The sequence below is a fragment of the Streptomyces ambofaciens ATCC 23877 genome (genome assembly GCF_001267885.1).
GTDB lineage: Bacteria > Actinomycetota > Actinomycetes > Streptomycetales > Streptomycetaceae > Streptomyces > Streptomyces ambofaciens.
Genome location: NZ_CP012382.1, coordinates 3,396,465 through 3,413,494, shown reverse-complemented (window position 1 = coordinate 3,413,494; position 17,030 = coordinate 3,396,465). Strand labels below are relative to the sequence as shown.

At 73.3% G+C, this 17,030-nt stretch carries 13 protein-coding genes; 9 read left to right on the top strand and 4 right to left on the bottom strand.

Going from position 1 to position 17,030, the window contains the following annotated elements; all coding sequences use genetic code 11:
* Positions 1–1,089: an energy-coupling factor ABC transporter permease gene (locus tag SAM23877_RS15100; protein WP_053132510.1), complete on the bottom strand. Its 1,089-nt coding sequence runs from the start codon at positions 1,087–1,089 to the stop codon at positions 1–3.
* A 166-nt stretch (positions 1,090–1,255) separates the two neighbouring features.
* On the opposite strand from SAM23877_RS15100, the gene SAM23877_RS15095 reads away from it, so the two are divergent.
* Positions 1,256–1,633, top strand: a complete 378-nt coding sequence (locus SAM23877_RS15095; protein WP_053132507.1) for an SsgA family sporulation/cell division regulator — start codon at positions 1,256–1,258, stop codon at positions 1,631–1,633.
* Between the two features lie 33 nt (positions 1,634–1,666).
* Here the strand turns inward: SAM23877_RS15095 and SAM23877_RS15090 are convergent, their stop codons facing one another.
* The 3 genes from SAM23877_RS15090 to SAM23877_RS15080 form a co-directional block, all read right to left on the bottom strand.
* Positions 1,667–3,337, bottom strand: a complete 1,671-nt coding sequence (locus SAM23877_RS15090; RefSeq protein WP_053132504.1) for a penicillin-binding transpeptidase domain-containing protein — start codon at positions 3,335–3,337, stop codon at positions 1,667–1,669.
* Between the two features lie 112 nt (positions 3,338–3,449).
* Complete coding sequence (locus tag SAM23877_RS15085; protein ID WP_053132501.1) at positions 3,450–5,084, bottom strand: penicillin-binding transpeptidase domain-containing protein; 1,635 nt, start codon at positions 5,082–5,084, stop codon at positions 3,450–3,452.
* A gap of 157 nt (positions 5,085–5,241) precedes the next feature.
* Complete coding sequence (locus SAM23877_RS15080; protein ID WP_053132498.1) at positions 5,242–6,987, bottom strand: dolichyl-phosphate-mannose--protein mannosyltransferase; 1,746 nt, start codon at positions 6,985–6,987, stop codon at positions 5,242–5,244.
* A 114-nt stretch (positions 6,988–7,101) separates the two neighbouring features.
* Between SAM23877_RS15080 and rsmI the strand changes: the two genes are divergently transcribed.
* From rsmI to SAM23877_RS15040, 8 genes are all read left to right on the top strand, one after another.
* Entirely contained in the window at positions 7,102–7,959 is an 858-nt protein-coding gene (gene rsmI, locus SAM23877_RS15075) for a 16S rRNA (cytidine(1402)-2'-O)-methyltransferase (RefSeq protein WP_053132485.1), read from the top strand.
* A gap of 163 nt (positions 7,960–8,122) precedes the next feature.
* Complete coding sequence (locus SAM23877_RS15070) at positions 8,123–8,545, top strand: hypothetical protein (RefSeq protein WP_053142493.1); 423 nt, start codon at positions 8,123–8,125, stop codon at positions 8,543–8,545.
* A 30-nt stretch (positions 8,546–8,575) separates the two neighbouring features.
* Positions 8,576–9,460 (top strand): TatD family hydrolase, encoded by an 885-nt coding sequence (locus SAM23877_RS15065; RefSeq protein WP_053132473.1) that lies wholly within the window; start codon positions 8,576–8,578, stop codon positions 9,458–9,460.
* Between the two features lie 110 nt (positions 9,461–9,570).
* Positions 9,571–10,872, top strand: a complete 1,302-nt coding sequence (locus SAM23877_RS15060; RefSeq protein ID WP_053132470.1) for a resuscitation-promoting factor — start codon at positions 9,571–9,573, stop codon at positions 10,870–10,872.
* Between the two features lie 421 nt (positions 10,873–11,293).
* Positions 11,294–12,154 carry a 16S rRNA (adenine(1518)-N(6)/adenine(1519)-N(6))-dimethyltransferase RsmA gene (gene rsmA / locus SAM23877_RS15055; RefSeq protein WP_053132467.1) on the top strand — a complete coding sequence of 287 codons (861 nt, stop codon included), beginning with the start codon at positions 11,294–11,296 and terminating at the stop codon, positions 12,152–12,154.
* 7 nt (positions 12,155–12,161) lie between these two features.
* The gene (locus SAM23877_RS15050) at positions 12,162–13,061 is read left to right on the top strand and encodes a 4-(cytidine 5'-diphospho)-2-C-methyl-D-erythritol kinase (protein WP_053132463.1); all 900 of its coding nucleotides are present in this window, start codon (positions 12,162–12,164) and stop codon (positions 13,059–13,061) included.
* A gap of 56 nt (positions 13,062–13,117) precedes the next feature.
* Positions 13,118–14,932: an ABC-F family ATP-binding cassette domain-containing protein gene (locus SAM23877_RS15045; RefSeq protein ID WP_053132460.1), complete on the top strand. Its 1,815-nt coding sequence runs from the start codon at positions 13,118–13,120 to the stop codon at positions 14,930–14,932.
* A 238-nt stretch (positions 14,933–15,170) separates the two neighbouring features.
* Positions 15,171–16,940 carry an outer membrane protein assembly factor BamB family protein gene (locus SAM23877_RS15040; RefSeq protein ID WP_053132456.1) on the top strand — a complete coding sequence of 590 codons (1,770 nt, stop codon included), beginning with the start codon at positions 15,171–15,173 and terminating at the stop codon, positions 16,938–16,940.
* Positions 16,941–17,030: the final 90 nt, after the last annotated feature.

The window sequence follows — 17,030 nt, the reverse complement described above, 5'->3', positions numbered from 1 at the left end:
TCAGACGGTCGTGTCCGTGTCCGTGTGGGTGTTCGTCGGGGAGGCGTCGTCGTCACGGCGCCTGCGCACCGACCAGAACACCGCGCTGCCCGCGAAGACCGTGACGCCGACTCCGATGACGCCCGCGAGACCCCCGGAGACGCGGGCGTTCGCGATGTCCTCGACGCCGTAGTCGGCGAGCGGGGAGCCGGAGCTCGCGTGCTCCTCGGTCTTCTCGTCGATGCCCTTGTCGGCGGCGACCTTCTCCAGCCCGTCGGGGTCGGCGGAGGCGTAGAAGCTGACGAAGCCGGCCAGCACCAGCGAGGTGACCAGGCCGGTGATCCACAGCGTGCGGTGCGAGCGGGCGGGGGCCGGGACCGGCTCGGCCGCCGGGGCGTCGACGAGCTCGCCGTTCACGCGCAGCTTGAGCCGCTGCGTCAGGCCGCGCGCGCCGTACACGAGGTCCGGGCGCACGGCGACGACCGCGCCGACGGTCAGTGCGGTGATCGCGGCCTCGCCGACGCCGATCAGCACGTGCACGCCGATCATCGCGGTGGCGACCTTGCCGATGGCGACGTCGGTGGTGCCGCCGATCCAGTACAGGAAGGTGAAGGCGAGGGCGGCGGCCGGGACGGAGACGAGGGCGGCGACGAAGGAGGCGACGGTCACCGAGCGGCGGGTCCGGGGCAGGACCTTCACCAGACCCCGGAAGAGGGCGTAGGCGACGACCGTGGTGACGATCGCCATGTCGGTGATGTTGACGCCGAGCGCGGTCAGGCCGCCGTCGGCGAAGAGGATGCCCTGCAGGAGCAGCACGACGGAGACGCACAGCACCCCGGTGTACGGGCCCACGAGGATCGCGGCGAGGGCTCCGCCGAGCAGATGCCCGCTGGTGCCGGCGGCGACCGGGAAGTTCAGCATCTGCACCGCGAAGATGAACGCCGCGACCAGCCCCGCCAGGGGAGCCGTTCGTTCTCCCCCACGCTCCGCGCGGGAGATGCCCCCGAGCTCACGCCGCGCGCCGCGCAGGCTGACCGCGATGGCGCCCGCCGCGACGACGCCGGTGACGGCGGAGGTCGGGGCGTCGATGAATCCGTCAGGTACGTGCACGTGTCGATGATAGGGACCAGTTGCAACCTCTTCGCAAGAGCGAGGTAAAAGCTGATCTCACAAGTGATATTCGGCCCGAAAGGCGTGAGACGGGAAATGTGGGACATTTGACAAGGGGGTGGACGCACAGCTTTCGCCAAGGTGACGCAGCGCAAGGGGCGATCCGATGTCCGTAGTCGAACAGTACGCACGAGCCCACATCCTGACGGACGCGGATCTCCCCGACGAGGACGACGGCGGAGCGATACCCGTCGTCCTGCGCTACGACCCCGACCGCGACCCCCGGTCGGTGTGCGTCGCCCTCCCGGCGCGGGGCGCTGGGCGCGGCTTTCGCGAATGGACCTTCGAGCGGGCGCTGCTGGAGCAGGGCCTGCGCGCGCCCGCGGGGACCGGTGAGGTGCGGGTCTGGCCGTGCGGGCGGGTGCAGGCCGTCGTCGAGTTCCACTCCCCGCAGGGCTGCTCGGTGGTCCAGTTCGAGACCAAGGCCCTCATGCGCTTCCTGCGCCGCACCTACACGGCGGTGGCACAGCCGGTGGCCCACTGAGCCACCGGCCGCGCGTCCATCCGCACGCGCCGGTCAGCCGGCGTTCTTCAGCAGCGCCGCGACGATCGGGCCCGCCGTGTCGCCGCCGTGGCCGCCCTGCTGGACCACGCCCGCCGCGGCCAGGTCGCCCTTGTACGCCGTGAACCAGCCGTTGGGCTTCTTCTGGCCGTCGACCTCCGCGGAGCCGGTCTTCGCCCCGGCGTCACCGCCGACCCCGGCCATCGCCTCCGCCGCGGTGCCGTACGCCGCCGTGTAGGACATCAGCTCGCGCAGCTGCGCCAGCGTGCCCGCCGACATCGTGCGGGAGGCCGTGGCGAGCTTGCGCCCGTCCACCGACGGGGCGACCAGGTACGGCTGGTGGAAGGCGCCGGACTTCACGGTCGCCGCGACGGACGCCATGTTCAGCGGGTTCATCCGCACCCCGCCCTGCCCGATGAGGGAGGCGGCCATCGGGGCCGCGCTCTGCACCGGCACCGCGCCGTCGAAGCTGGGCACGCCCACGGACCAGTTGTTCATGGACAGGCCGAAGACCTCCTTCGCCTGCCTGGTCAGGTCGTCGTTCTCCAGCTCGGGGGCCTGGCTGATGAAGGCGGTGTTGCAGGAGCGGGCGAAGCTCGCCTTGAAGGTGCCGTCCTTGATCTCGAACTTGTCGTCGTTCTGGAACTTCCAGCCGCCGTAGCTGAAGTACTTCGGGCACGGGTGCTTCTTCTCCGTCGACGCCAGGTTCTTCTCGATCAGCATCGAGGCGGTGACGACCTTCATCGTGGAGCCGGGGGCCAGCGAACCCTGGAACGCGGTGTTGAAGCCGTGGCCGCCGTTGGCGACCGCGAGGATCTCGCCGGTGGAGGCGCGCAGCAGGACCACCGACGCCCGTGCCTTGCCGGCCACCTGCTTCTCGGCGGCCTGCTGGAGGGCCGGGTCCAGGGTCGTCCGCACGGTGCCGGGCGTGCCCTCGCTCAGCTCCAGCAGGGTCTTGTCGGAGACCTTCGCCGCCTTCGACTCCTTGCCGCGCACCACGCGCAGCTCGACGCCCGGGGTGCCGCCCGCCTGCTTGCCGTACTTCTCGCGCAGGCCGTCCAGGACGGTGCCGAGCGAGGGGAACCTGGCGGCCGTGATCTCCGCGCCGTCCCGGTCCAGCGCCTTGACCGGCGGGGTCCCGGCCTCCCCGGTGACGAGCCTGTCGCCGTCCCGCAGCTCCGGGTGGACGACGGCGGCGTGCCAGGCGACCCGCGGTTCGCCGTCGCCGGCCCGGCGGACGACGGTCAGGGCGCTGTCGTACGCCAGGGGCTTCGCGGTCTTCCCGTGGGCGACGGTGGCCTGCACGGAGAACGGCACCCTGCCGTCGGCCGGGGTGCCCGGGGTGAACGTGACGTCCTTGACGCGGGCGTCCTCGGCGTAGCCGGTGAGCAGGGCCTTCGCACCCTCGGCGTCGTCGGTGGCGGCGGCCGCCCCGGCGACGTCGCCCTTCTGCCAGGCGGTGAGGAACCGCTGCGCCGTCGTGGTGACCTCGGCCGCCGACAGGGGGCCCGACTTCGCCTTCTCCTCGGCCGTCGCGGACGCCGTCCGGGCGGTGTCCTCGGTGGACCCGCCGCCGTACACCGCGTAGGCGCCGAAGCCGGCGCCGGCCACGACCACGGCGGCCACGCCGCCGATCACGGCGGGTCTGGTCTTCCGCCGCTCACCGGCGGCCCTTCTGCTGCCCACTGCGTCCCGTTCCTCCACGGCTCCGGCTCCCCGGAGTGCCGCGGTGCCCTCTGTGCCTCACGCTTCCAACGACGGCGACCACAGTAGGGGCACCCGCCACGTCCGGACCGCCTCAGCCCCCCGCTCGCAGCACGTCCGCCACGATCGGGCCGGCCGCGTCACCGCCGTGGCCGCCCTCCTCGGTCATGGCCGCCGCGGCGACGTCGTTCCGGAATCCGGTGAACCAGCTGTTGGACGTGGTCTGCCCGTCGACCTCCGCCGACCCGGTCTTGGCGCCGATGTCCCCGCCGAGCCCGGACATGGCCTGCCGGCCGGTGCCCTGCGTGGCGGTGAGCCGCATCATCTGCTTCAGCTGGGCGGCGGTGCTCTGCGGCAGGCCCTTGGCGGTGGCCAGCTGCCGGTCGTCCAGCTCCGGCGGGACGAGGTGGGGCTGGCGGAACGCGCCGGTGATGGCGGTCGCCGTCACCGACGCCATGTTCAGCGGGTTCATCTGGACCTGGCCCTGGCCGATGGCGTTCGCCGCCCGGTCCGGGCCGCCGGACGCGGGGACCCGGCCGTCGAAGGAGACGATGCCGGTCTGCCAGTCGTCGCGGCCCAGTCCGAAGCGCTCCTCGGCCTCCGCCGTCAGCGAGGAGTCCGTCAGCGGTTCCTCGTCGACGAGCTTGATGAAGCCCGTGTTGCAGGACCGCATGAAGGTGCCCGCGAGCGTGGCGCCCTCGTCGGGCTCCATGCCGGTGAGGTTCTTGAAGGTCTGGCTCTGCCAGGTCGCCGTGGGCGGGCAGGGTGCCGGGTCGTCCATCGAGGCCACGCCGTTGTCGATGAGCATCGCGGCGGTGATGATCTTCATGGTGGATCCGGGGGCGACGCGTCCCTGGAAGGCGGCGTTGAAGCCGTCCGCGCGGTTGTTCGCCACGGCCAGCACCTCACCGGTGCTCGGCCGGACGGCGACCACGGAGGACTCGCCGTAGCGCTTCACGGCCTTCTCCGCCGCCGCCTGCACGCCCGCGCTGAGCGTCGTCTCCAGCTTGCCGGGCTCCCCCTCCGCCAGGGTCAGCAGCGGGGTGTCGGCGGCCTCCTGGGTCTCGTGCCGGACGACCAGCTCGACGCCGGGGGTGCCGCCCGCCCGGTCTCCGTACTTCTCGCGGAGCGTGTCCAGCACCGGGCCGAGGGAGGGGTACTTCTCCTTCGTCAACACGGCGCCGTCGCGGTCGACCGCCTTGATCGCCGGAGACGCGGACTCCGCGGTGACCAGGGTGTCGCCGGCCTTGAGAGCCGGGTGGACGACCGACGGCTGCCAGTCGACCAGCGCGCGTCCGGTGGTCTCACCGCGGACCACGCTCAGCTCGCTCCTGTACGTCAGCGGCTCGGTCGCGCCCTCGTAGGACACCTTCGCCTTCACGGTGAACGGCACACCGGTGCCGGTCGCCGTGCCGGGCGTGATCTCGACGTCGGCGATGTGCGCGTCCGTGCCGTAGGCCGTCAGCAGCGTCCCGGCGACCGCGGCGTTGTTCGTGTAGGACGCGGCCGTCGTCGCGTCCCCCTTCTCCCAGGCCGTGAAGAACTTCTCCGCCGTCTCCCGGACCTCGTCGCCGCTCGGCGGCCCGCTCTTCCTGGTGGTCGCCCCGGCGGCCCCCGAGCCCCCGTCGCCGTCCAGCGCCGACACGACGTTGTAGGCGCCGTACCCGGCACCGCCCACCATCACCGCGAACACGCCGCCTATGACGGCGACCTTGACCCCCCTGCCCATCGGCAGTCCCTCCCCGTTCCGTCCCCGTATGAGAACCCCGTAAAGGCCCCCACCCGCTTTGAACACGTTCAGAAGCGCGTGTGGTGGCACTCTATGCGCAGGGCGTGACCGGCGGTACGGATGTTTCCGGATGGTGGCCGAATGGAGATCCGGACGCTCAGACCCAGGTGTCCAGCCACATACGTGACCGCCAGTCCTCCATCGGGATGGCGGTGCCGGTGTACAGCGGCCAGAAATAGATGAAGTTCCACGCGATGAGCAGCACCAGCACGCCCGCGCCCGTCGCCCCCGCGACCCGGCGGGCGTCGCCGCAGCCGGGACGGCCGATGATCGCCCCCAGCAGCATCGCCACCGCCAGGCACAGGAAGGGCAGGAAGACGACGGCGTAGAAGAGGAAGATCGTGCGCTCCTGGTACAGGAACCAGGGCAGGTAGCCGGCCGCGATGCCGCAGGCGATGGCGCCCGCCCGCCAGTCGCGGCGGAAGACCCAGCGCCACAGCACGTACAGCACCGCGAAGCAGCCCACCCACCACAGCAGCGGGGTGCCGAGCGCCAGGACCTCGCGGGCGCACTTCTCGCCCGCGTCCGCCGGGCAGCCGTCCGCGCCCGGCGCCGGAGACTCGTAGAAGTAGGAGACCGGGCGGCCGAGGACGATCCAGCTCCACGGGTTCGACTGGTAGGTGTGCGGCGAGGTCAGGTGGGTGTGGAACTCCAGCACCTGCGACTCGTAGTGCCACAGGCTGCGCCACCAGTCCGGGAAGAGCCAGGACCAGGAGCTGTCCTTGCCGTCCGTCGCCGCCCAGTCCCGGTAGTAGCCGCCGCTGCCGTCGGTGGGGGAGAGGATCCAGCCCAGCCAGGACAGCACGTACGTGACCAGCGCGACCGGCACCGTCGACAGGAACGCCCAGCCCAGGTCGTGCCGCAGCACCGCCCGGTACGGCCGGTGGGCACCCGCGACGCGGCGGGCGCCGACGTCCCACAGCACGGCCATCACGCAGAACGCCGCCATGATGTACAGGCCGTTCCACTTGGTCGCCGCGGCCAGGCCCAGCATCAGCCCCGCCGCCAGCCGCCAGGGCCGCCACCCGAAGCGGAACGTCTCGGCGACGTCCGCGTCCGGCCGGACCCGCCCGTCGTCGTCCACCGGCAGCGCGGCGGCGAGTCTGCGCCGGGACCGGTCCCGGTCGGCGACCAGGCAGCCGAAGGCCGCCAGCACGAAGAACATCAGCACGCTGTCCAGCAGCGCCGTGCGGCTCATCACGAAGTGCAGCCCGTCCACCGCCATCAGCGCGCCCGCCAGGCACCCGAGGAAGGTGGACCGGAACAGCCGGCGCCCGATCCGGCACAGCAGCAGCACCGACAACGTGCCGAGCAGCGCGGTCATGAACCGCCAGCCGAACGGGTCGAAGCCGAACAGCAGCTCGCCCAGCCCGATGACGTACTTGCCGACCGGCGGATGCACGACGTACGCCGCGTCCGTCGGGATCGGGACGTCCCCGCCGGAGTTCAGGATCAGGTCGTTGGCGTTCTTGTCCCAGTTGACCTCGAAACCGCGGTGGATCAGCGACCAGGCGTCCTTCGCGTAGTACGTCTCGTCGAATATCACCGCCTTCGGGCGGCCCAGGTTCCAGAACCGCAGCACGCCCGCCAGCAGCGCCACCAGCAGCGGCCCGCCCCACGCCGACCAGCGCACGAGCCGGTCGGCGCGCGCCTTGGACAGTCCGAGGAAGACCCACAGGCGCTCACCGGGCCGCGCGTACGGGGGCACCAGCCGGTCGCGGACGTCGTCGGCCGCGGGCCCCGCCGTGTAGCCGAAGCGGCGCAGCCGCTGCTGCCAGGTGGGCCGCTCGTCGAGCGGGGCCTGCTCCTGCCGGGTGTCCGTGGAGGACGCGGTACTGGTCACCGCGCCATCGTAGGGAACCGCGCTGTGCACGTCCCGCGCATGCCCCGGACCGGCCGGGCCGCGTCCCCGTCCGCCCCCGGGAAGACATCCGTCCGCTCCTGGGAGGATGGGGGCGTGACTGGAACCCTTGTACTGGCGGGCACCCCCATCGGCGACGTCCGGGACGCCCCGCCCCGGCTCGCCGAGGAACTGGCCGGCGCGGACGTCGTCGCCGCCGAGGACACCCGGCGGCTGCGCCGGCTCACCCAGGCGCTCGGCGTCACGCCCCGGGGGCGCGTCGTGTCGTACTTCGAGGGCAACGAGTCCGCCCGGACGCCCGAACTGGTCGAGGAGCTGGTGGGCGGCGCGCGGGTGCTGCTCGTGACCGACGCCGGGATGCCGTCCGTGTCCGACCCCGGCTACCGGCTGGTCGCCGCCGCCGTCGAGCGGGACGTACGGGTCACCGCCGTGCCCGGCCCGTCCGCCGTGCTCACCGCGCTCGCGCTGTCCGGGCTCCCGGTGGACCGGTTCTGCTTCGAGGGCTTCCTGCCGCGCAAGGCCGGCGAGCGGCTGACCCGGCTGCGCGAGGTGGCCGGGGAGCGCCGGACCCTCGTCTACTTCGAGTCCCCGCACCGCGTCGACGACACCCTCGCCGCCATGGCCGAGGTCTTCGGCGGCGACCGGCGGGCCGCCGTCTGCCGGGAGCTGACCAAGACCTACGAGGAGGTCAGGCGCGGCGGTCTGGGCGAGCTGGCCGCCTGGGCCGCCGAAGGGGTGCGCGGCGAGATCACCGTCGTCGTCGAGGGCGCGCCGGAGCAGGGCCCCGAGGAGATCGGCGCCGAGGAGCTGGTGCGCAGGGTGCGGGTGCGCGAGGAGGCGGGGGAGCGGCGCAAGGAGGCCATCGCCGCGGTCGCCGCGGAGGTGGGCGTGCCCAAGCGGGAGGTGTTCGACGCGGTGGTGGCGGCGAAGAACAGCGCACGGCAGGGGGCCTGATCCGGCCGCGTTCGACTCGTTCCTGACCTTTCGGCGCCTTGCGTCAAGGGCGGCCCAAATCGGCTCAAACACTCGGCAGATCCGGTGCTTTCCCGCTGGTGGAGGAGTCCACTGGGGGAAGGGCCGAAGAAGCGGCCGGTGAACCGAGGGAGCCGGGATGAGCATGAGCGAGAGTGCGTCGCGGACCGGACCGCACGCCGGTGCCACCGCCGTCGTCCACGAGTCGTACTCCTTCGCCTGCATGCGCTGCGGGCACGGCTGGGAGCAGTCGTTCGAGATAGGGCACCACCGGGACGCCGACGGCAACGAGTTCGTGCTCTACGTCGCGGACGGCCGTGTCGTGCCCTCCCCGCTGACCCGGCCGACCTGCGCCAACTGCGACGGCCACGTCGTACGGATCATGCGGCCGGGCCGGGTCGCCTCCGTGCGCGGCACCCTGGCCGGTGACCACCGGGTGCCGCCGGCCGGCCCTCCCGAGGTGCCCGAGCGGCCGGGGCCGGGAGCGCCGGGACTCGCGTCCGGGCGCCGGCACCGGCACCTGACCGACCTTCTGCACGCCCTCCACCTCCACCGCAGGGCGGGCTGACCCCCGCCGGACCTTCCGTAGGATCGGGGCATGCCTTCGAACGCCCCGGCCGACAAGAACGCGGCCCCGCCGCTCCCCGAACCCCTCCGCGTCCCGGTCGCCGACTCGCACACCCACCTCGACATGCAGTCGGGCACGGTGGCGGAGGGCCTCGCCAAGGCCGCGTCGGTCGGTGTCACGACCGTCGTCCAGGTCGGCTGCGACCTCGCGGGCTCCCGCTGGGCCGCCGAGACGGCCGCGGCCCACGACGCCGTGCACGCCACCGTCGCCCTGCACCCCAACGAGGCGCCGCGCATCGTGCACGGGGACCCCGACGGCTGGTCCAGGCAGGGTGCCCGGCAGCCCGGCGGGGAGGCGGCGCTCGACGACGCGCTCGCCGAGATCGACCGGCTGGCCGCGCTGGAGCAGGTCAAGGGCGTCGGCGAGACGGGGCTCGACTACTTCCGCACCGGGCCCGAGGGCAAGGCGGCCCAGGAGCGGTCCTTCCGCGCCCACATCGAGATCGCCAAGCGGCACGGCAAGGCCCTGGTCATCCACGACCGCGACGCCCACGCCGACGTCCTGCGCGTCCTCAAGGAGGAGGGCGCCCCCGAGCGCACCGTCTTCCACTGCTACTCCGGCGACGCCGAGATGGCCGAGATCTGCGCGGGCGCCGGCTACTACATGTCCTTCGCCGGGAACGTCACCTTCAAGAACGCCCAGAACCTGCGCGACGCCCTCGCCGTCGCCCCGGCCGAGCTGCTCCTGGTGGAGACCGACGCGCCGTTCCTGACGCCGGTGCCCTACCGGGGGCGGCCGAACGCCCCCTATCTGGTGCCGGTCACGGTGCGTGCCATGGCCGCGGTGCGGGGCGTCGACGAGGACACGCTCGCGACGGCCCTCGCGGCGAACACGGCCCGCGCCTTCGGCTACTGAGCGACACCGGCGAGCGAGGCCCGCCACGCTGGGTAGCCGCGTCGCTTTGGAGAGTGACGGCCGCTCCGCTAGGTTCTGGGGGCCCGATCCGGACCCTGGAGCGTGTCGGCGTGAGCAGAACCCAGCCCGAGACCCACGAGTCGCCGGCACCGTACGACGTGCACAGTGCACCGACCCTGGCGTACGGCGAGACCTACCGGCCCGCCCGCCGGGTGACCGGGGTGGTGCTGCCCCGGCAGGGCGCCGCGAAGGCGCCGGCCCCCGCCCCGGCCGACGGCAGGGCGGCACGCCGCCGCCGGGCCCGGGACGCCGCGCGCGGCGACGGCTCCCTGCGCCGGCTGGTGCCGCGGGCCCTGGTCGTGGCGTTCCTCGCGGGCGGCACCACCGCCTTCGTCGCCAAGGACAAGGCGGTCGAGCTGACCGTCGACGGCGCACCGCGCACCCTGCACACCTTCGCCGACGACGTGACCGGACTGCTCGCCGAGGAGGGCGTCCAGGTCGGCGCCCACGACGTCATCGTGCCCGCGCCGGGCACCCCGCTGACCAGCGGCGAGGAGGTCACCGTCCGGTACGGACGGCCCGTGCTGCTCACCCTCGACGGCCACCGCCGCCAGCTGTGGACGACCGCCGAGACGGTGGCGGGGGCGCTGCGCGGACTCGGCGTCCGCATCGAGGGCGCGTACCTGTCCGCCCCCGCCTCCCGGCGCATCGGACGCGAGGGCCTCGCGCTGGACGTGCGGACCGAGCGGGTGGTGACGGTCATGGCGGACGGCCGGGCCCGCACCGTCCGCACCAACGCCGCGACCGTGGGCGAGGCCGTGGAGGAGGCCGGGGTGACGCTGCGCGGCCAGGACACGACGTCCGTCCCGGCGACCGGTTTCCCCCGCGACGGACAGACCGTCACGGTGCTGCGCATCACCGGCTCCCAGGAGGTCCGCGAGGACCCGGTCCCCTTCGCCGTACGACGGACCGAGGACCCCTCGCTCCACCGGGGCACGGAGGTCGTCGAGCAGGCGGGCGCACCCGGGCTGCGGCGGACCACGTACGCCCTGCGCACCGTCAACGGCGTCCGGCAGAAACCCCGCCTGCTGCGCACCGAGGTGGTGCGCGAGCCCCGTCCGCAGCTCGTCCGGGTCGGCACCCGCCCCCGGCCCGAGCCCGTGCGGGGCGCCGACCACCTGCACTGGCAGGCGCTGGCCGCGTGCGAGTCGGGCGGCCGCCCGGACGCCGTCGACCCCTCGGGCACCTACGGGGGCCTCTACCAGCTCGACACCCCCACCTGGCACAGCGTCGGCGGCGAGGGCCGCCCCCAGGACGCGACGCCCGGCGAGCAGACGTACCGGGCGAAGAAGCTGTACGCCCGCAGCGGCCCGAACCCCTGGCCGCACTGCGGGGCCCGCCTCCAGAGCTGACCGGCGACGCCCCCGGCCGGGCCCCCCGGCCGCCGGCCCCCCCGGCCGCCGGGAGCGCCCCCGGCCGCCCGGACCGCCCCGGTCGCCGGGTCCGCTCTCCGGTCGTTCCTCGGCCGCCGGGTCCGCTCTCCGGTCGTTCCTCGGCCGCCGGGTCCGCTCTCCGGTCGCTCCTCAGCCGTCGGGACCGTCCCCGGTCGTTCCTCGGCCGCCGGGTCCGCTCTCCGGTCGCTCCTCAGCCGTCGGGACCGTCCCCGGTCGCTCCTCAGCCGTCGGGACCGTCCCCGGTCGTTCCTCGGCCGTCGGGTCCGCCCCCCGGTCGTTCCTCGGTCGCTGGGTCCGCTCCCCGGTCGCTCCCCGGCCGCCGGGTCCCCTCCCCGGCCGCCCGGACCGCCGCCGGTCGCGCCCCGGCTACCCTTGCGGGGTGAGCAGCCCCACCCCCGACGCCCTTCTCGGGCCCGCCGACGTCCGCGAACTCGCGGCAGCGCTCGGCGTGCGCCCCACCAAGCAGCGCGGCCAGAACTTCGTCATCGACGCGAACACGGTCCGCCGTATCGTCCGCACCGCCGAGGTACGCCCCGACGACGTGGTGGTCGAGGTGGGACCGGGTCTCGGCTCGCTCACCCTGGCCCTGCTGGAGGCCGCCGACCGGGTCACCGCCGTCGAGATCGACGACGTCCTCGCCGGCGCCCTCCCCGCCACCGTCGCCGCCCGGATGCCCGAGCGCGCCGAGCGGTTCGCCCTCGTCCACTCCGACGCGATGCACGTGGGCGAGCTGCCGGGCCCCGCCCCCACCGCGCTGGTCGCCAACCTGCCGTACAACGTGGCCGTGCCCGTGCTCCTGCACATGCTCGAGACCTTCCCGACCATCGAGCGCACCCTCGTCATGGTGCAGGCCGAGGTCGCCGACCGGCTCGCCGCCGGACCCGGCTCGAAGGTGTACGGCGTGCCCTCCGTCAAGGCCAACTGGTACGCCGAGGTGAAGCGGGCCGGCTCCATCGGCCGCAACGTCTTCTGGCCCGCGCCCAACGTCGACAGCGGGCTGGTCTCGCTCGTCCGGCGCAGCGAGCCGCTGAAGACCACCGCGTCCCGGCGTGAGGTCTTCGCCGTCGTCGACGCCGCGTTCGCCCAGCGCCGCAAGACCCTGCGGGCCGCCCTCGCGGGCTGGGCCGGGTCGGCGGCGGCCGCCGAGGCCGCCCTCGTCGCCGCGGGCGTGTCGCCGCAGGCGCGCGGAGAGGCGCTGACCGTGGAAGAGTTCGCGCGTATCGCCGAACACAAGGAGTGACGAGCAAGTGAGCGTGACGGTCCGCGTCCCCGCCAAGGTCAACGTCCAGCTCGCGGTCGGCGGTGTGCGCCCCGACGGCTTCCACGACCTGGCCAACGTCTTCCTCGCCGTCTCGCTCCACGACGAGGTCACCGCGACCCCCTCGCCGGAGGGCCTGCGCGTCACCTGCGAGGGGCCGGACGCCGACCAGGTCCCCCTCGACCGCACCAACCTCGCCGCCCGCGCGGCACTCGCCCTCGCCGAGCGCTACGGCCGCCGGCCCGACGTGCACCTGCACATCGCCAAGGACATCCCCGTCGCCGGCGGCATGGCGGGCGGCAGCGCGGACTGCGCCGGCGCACTGGTCGCCTGCGACGCCCTGTGGGGCACCGGCGCCTCCCGCGACGAGCTGCTCGCGATCTGCGCCGAACTGGGCAGCGACGTGCCGTTCAGCCTGGTCGGCGGGGCCGCGCTCGGCACCGGGCGGGGCGAGAAGCTGACCGCGCTGGAGGTCGGCGGCGACTTCCACTGGGTGTTCGCGATGGCCGCGAAGGGGCTCTCCACCCCGGCCGTGTTCCGCGAGTTCGACCGGCTGGGCGAGGGACTGGAGATCCCCGAGCCGGCCGCCGACCAGGCCGTGCTGGACGCCCTCGCCAAGGGCGACCCCGCCGCGCTCGCCGTCGCCGTCTCCAACGACCTCCAGCCCGCCGCCCTCTCGCTCTTCCCGCAGCTGTCCGACACCCTCGCCGCGGGGCGGGCGGCCGGGGCGCTGGCCGCGCTGGTCTCGGGCTCGGGGCCGACCACGGCCTTCCTCGCCACGGACGCCCGGTCGGCGTCCGACATCGCCGGGGTGCTGCGGGCCTCCGGGACCTGCCGGGACGTCCGCACCGCGTCCGGTCCGGCCCCCGGGGCGACCGTCCGGGACTGAGTCCCGGTCCGGCCGGACTACTCTGGAGGGTCGATCGTCCCCCAGGCAGGAGAGAAATGGCCGTCAACCTGGTCAATGTCGAGAACGTCAGCAAGGTGTACGGCACCCGTGCCCTGCTCGACGGGGTCTCCCTCGGCGTCTCCGAAGGGGACCGCATCGGCGTCGTCGGCCGCAACGGCGACGGCAAGACCACGCTGATCCGGCTGCTCGCCAAGCTGGAGGAGCCGGACACCGGCCGCGTCACCCAGTCCGGCGGGCTGCGGCTCGGCGTCCTCACCCAGCACGACTCCCTCGACCCCGCGGCGACCGTGCGCCACGAGGTCATCGGCGACCTCGCCGACCACGAGTGGGCGGGCAACGCCAAGATCCGCGACGTCCTGACGGGTCTCTTCGGCGGCCTGGACATGCCGGGCTTCCCGCAGGGGCTGGACACCGTCATCGGGCCGCTCTCCGGCGGCGAGCGGCGCCGGATCGCGCTCGCCAAGCTGCTCATCGACGAACAGGACCTCATCGTCCTCGACGAGCCCACCAACCACCTCGACGTCGAGGGCATCGCCTGGCTCGCCCAGCACCTGCGCGCACGCCGCTCGGCCCTCGTCTGCGTCACCCACGACCGGTGGTTCCTCGACCAGGTCTGCACCCGCATGTGGGACGTGCAGCGCGGTGACGTGTACGAGTACGAGGGCGGCTACTCCGACTACGTCTTCGCCCGCGCCGAGCGCGAGCGGATCGCCGCCACCGAGGAGACCAAGCGGCAGAACCTGGTCCGCAAGGAGCTGGCCTGGCTCCGGCGCGGTGCCCCCGCCCGCACCTCCAAGCCCCGCTTCCGCGTCGAGGCCGCCAACGAGCTGATCGCCGACGTGCCGCCGCCCCGGGACAGCAGCGAGCTGATGAAGTTCGCCTCGTCCCGGCTCGGCAAGACCGTGTTCGACCTGGAGGACGTCACCGTCCAGGCCGGTCCCAAGGTGCTGCTCAAGCACGTCACCTGGCAGCTCGGCCCCGGCGACCGCATCGGCCTCGTCGGCGTCAACGGCGCGGGCAAGACCTCCCTGCTCCGGGACCTCGCGAACGCCGCGTACAGCGACGGGGAGCAGCAGCCCGCGGGCGGGCGGGTCAAGGTCGGCAGGACCGTCAAGCTGGCCTACCTGTCCCAGGAGGTCGCCGAACTCGACCCCACCTGGCGGGTGCTGGAGGCCGTGCAGCGCGTCCGCGAGCGCGTCGACCTCGGCAAGGGCCGCGAGATGACCGCCGGACAGCTCTGCGAGACCTTCGGCTTCGGCAAGGAGAAGCAGTGGACGCCGGTCGGGGACCTCTCCGGCGGTGAGCGACGACGGCTCCAGCTGCTCAGGCTCCTCATGGACGAGCCCAACGTGCTCTTCCTCGACGAGCCCACCAACGACCTCGACATCGAGACCCTGACCCAGCTGGAGGACGTGCTCGACGGCTGGCCCGGGTCGATGATCGTCATCTCCCACGACCGGTTCTTCGTCGAGCGCACCACCGACCGGGTCTTCGCCCTGCTCGGCGACGGCGCGCTCAGGATGCTGCCGCGCGGCATCGACGAGTACCTGGAGCGGCGCCGGCGCATGGAGGAGGCGGCCGCGGCCAACGCCCCGGCCGCCGCGGTGAAGCCGGCCGCTGAGGTGCCCGAGAAGAGCGCCGCCGACGTGCGCGCCGCCAAGAAGGAGCTCCAGAAGATCGAGCGGCAGCTGGACAAGGTCTCCGAGAAGGAGGCCAGGCTGCACACGCGGATCGCCGAGAACGCCACGGACTTCGCGAAGGTGGCCGAGCTCGACGCCGAGCTGCGCGAACTGGCCGGGCAGCGCGAGGAGCTGGAGATGCGCTGGCTGGAACTGGCCGAGGACGCCTGAGGGGGAGCACCCCGGGGGCGTGCGTGGCGTGAAGAGGGCGTGAAGGCGCGTAACAGAGGCATCACGGGCCGGTTCTCCCTTGGGTACAGGGGCGGACGCGGCCCGGTGCGCCGTCCGGCCCGGGTGATAGAAAGGCCGTCCGAGAACTGTCTGAGTGACTGCCGCAAACGACTCCGAGGCCAGCGCGTACCCCGGGGACGTGGCCAGAAATCAGTGAGTAATAAGGGGGAACGCGCTGATGAGCCAGCCGCCCAACCAGCCGCCGCAGGGCGGCTTCGGAGCACCGCAGGAACCACCGCCGGGAGGCTTCGGGGCACCGACCCCGCCGCCCCCGCAGGGTCCGCCCCCGACACCGCCGCAGGGCCCGCCGGCCGGACCGCCGCCGGGGTACGGCTACCCGCAGCAGCCGGCGCAGCCCGGCCCGTACGGGCAGCCGGGGCCGTACACCTCCGGCCCGTACGCACAGCCCCAGCAGCCGGGACCGTACGGCGGGCAGCCCGGGTACGGGTATCCGCAGCCGCAGTTCCCTGGTGCGCCCGGCACCCCGCCGCCCGGCGGTTCCGGGTCCCGCAACCCCTTCAAGGGCAAGCCGGCCCTGGTGGTGGGCGCCGCGGTCGCGGCCCTGCTCGTCATCGGCGGCAGCGTGTGGGCGGTCACCGCGAGCGGCGGCGACGACAAGGACAAGAAGCCGGTCGCCGGCAAGAGCGACGACCCCAAGCCCTCCGCTTCCGGCGGCGCCCCGGTCAACCCCGGTGACGGCAGCGGCGACGGCGGCGAGGACCCCGACGACCTCAACGAGGGCCGTCAGGCGGGCGAGTCGAAGGTGCTCTGGTACAAGGAGGCGCCCGACGCCCCCGGTTCCGGCGCCGACGCCCCCGGCATGTGGGTCACCGACAAGACGGCCGTGAAGGCGGCGTACAAGCAGCTCTTCGCGTACGGCGTCGCTGACGGGAAGCCCTCCTGGGACCCGGTCGCCTTCCCGGAGAAGATCTGCGCGGTCACCCCGGAGAAGACGGCCGACGACAAGATCGTCGTCGCCTACATGAGCGGTTCCAGCGACCGCGCCAAGTGCAACAAGCTCCAGGAGATCGACCTCGCCACCGGCGCGAAGGGCTGGAGCGAGGAGGTCGCCGACGGCGAGCTGTTCGACTCCACGCTCTCCGTCGAGCTGAACCTCAGCGGCGACATCCTCATGGTCGGCCGCTCCCAGTCCGGCACCGCCTACGACGTCACCAGCGGCAAGAAGCTGTACGACAAGAAGCGGTACGGCGACGCCTGCTTCCCGGCCGGCTTCGCGGGCAGCGCCACCAAGCTCGTCCAGGTCGCCTCCTGCGGTGCCGGCGGCAACAACGAGCACGACGAGCTCCAGGGCCTCGACCCGAAGACCGGCAAGGTCCAGTGGACCTACAAGTACGAGAAGGGCTGGCGGGTCGCCCGCGCCTACTCCGTCGACCCGCTCGTCGTCTACGCCACCAACGAGGACAAGAAGGTCTGGAACATCTCCACCTTCACCTCCGGCGGCAAGGTCCTCGAACAGGTCGGCGTCGACGAGGACTTCGCCCCCGAGTGCGGCTGGGCCATCCTCGAACGCGACCTCCAGGGCTGCGCGGGCGTCGCCGTCGCCGCGGGCACCCTCTACCTGCCGACCGAGGCGACCACCGGCGCCAACGAGATCGTCGCGGTCAACCTCACCACCGGCAAGGAGAAGTGGCGCGTCAAGTCCCCCGCGGACGAGACGATGACGCCGATCAAGGTCGAGGGCGACCGGCTCATCGCCTACGTCCAGCCGTCCTACGACGCGGGCGGCCAGGTCGTGTCCATCGCCACCGGCGGCGGCAGCCACGAGCCGGTCAAGCTGCTCCAGAACCCGCAGGGCGTCGCGGACATCGAGAGCAGTTTCTACTCCAAGGACATCGACTGGGTCGACGGGCGGTTCTACATCTCCAGCACCCGTCTGACCGGGAACGACGACGCCAAGGAGAAGTTGATGCTCGCCTTCGGCAAGTGATCCTCCTCGTCCGTTCCGTTCCCTCCTCCGGACCCGTCCGTCCGGGCCCGCGCCGCCGGCCCGGACGGCTCTCCCCGCCGTCTCCGCTCC

Excerpts from the sequence above, each read along its gene's own strand:
- SAM23877_RS15040 (WP_053132456.1), top strand. The coding sequence starts at position 15,171 with ATGAGCCAGCCGCCCAACCAGCCGCCGCAGGGCGGCTTCGGAGCACCG.
- SAM23877_RS15070 (WP_053142493.1), top strand. The coding sequence starts at position 8,123 with ATGAGCGAGAGTGCGTCGCGGACCGGACCGCACGCCGGTGCCACCGCC.
- SAM23877_RS15095 (WP_053132507.1), top strand. The coding sequence starts at position 1,256 with ATGTCCGTAGTCGAACAGTACGCACGAGCCCACATCCTGACGGACGCG.
- SAM23877_RS15085 (WP_053132501.1), bottom strand. The coding sequence starts at position 5,084 with ATGGGCAGGGGGGTCAAGGTCGCCGTCATAGGCGGCGTGTTCGCGGTG.
- SAM23877_RS15065 (WP_053132473.1), top strand. The coding sequence starts at position 8,576 with ATGCCTTCGAACGCCCCGGCCGACAAGAACGCGGCCCCGCCGCTCCCC.
- SAM23877_RS15045 (WP_053132460.1), top strand. The coding sequence starts at position 13,118 with ATGGCCGTCAACCTGGTCAATGTCGAGAACGTCAGCAAGGTGTACGGC.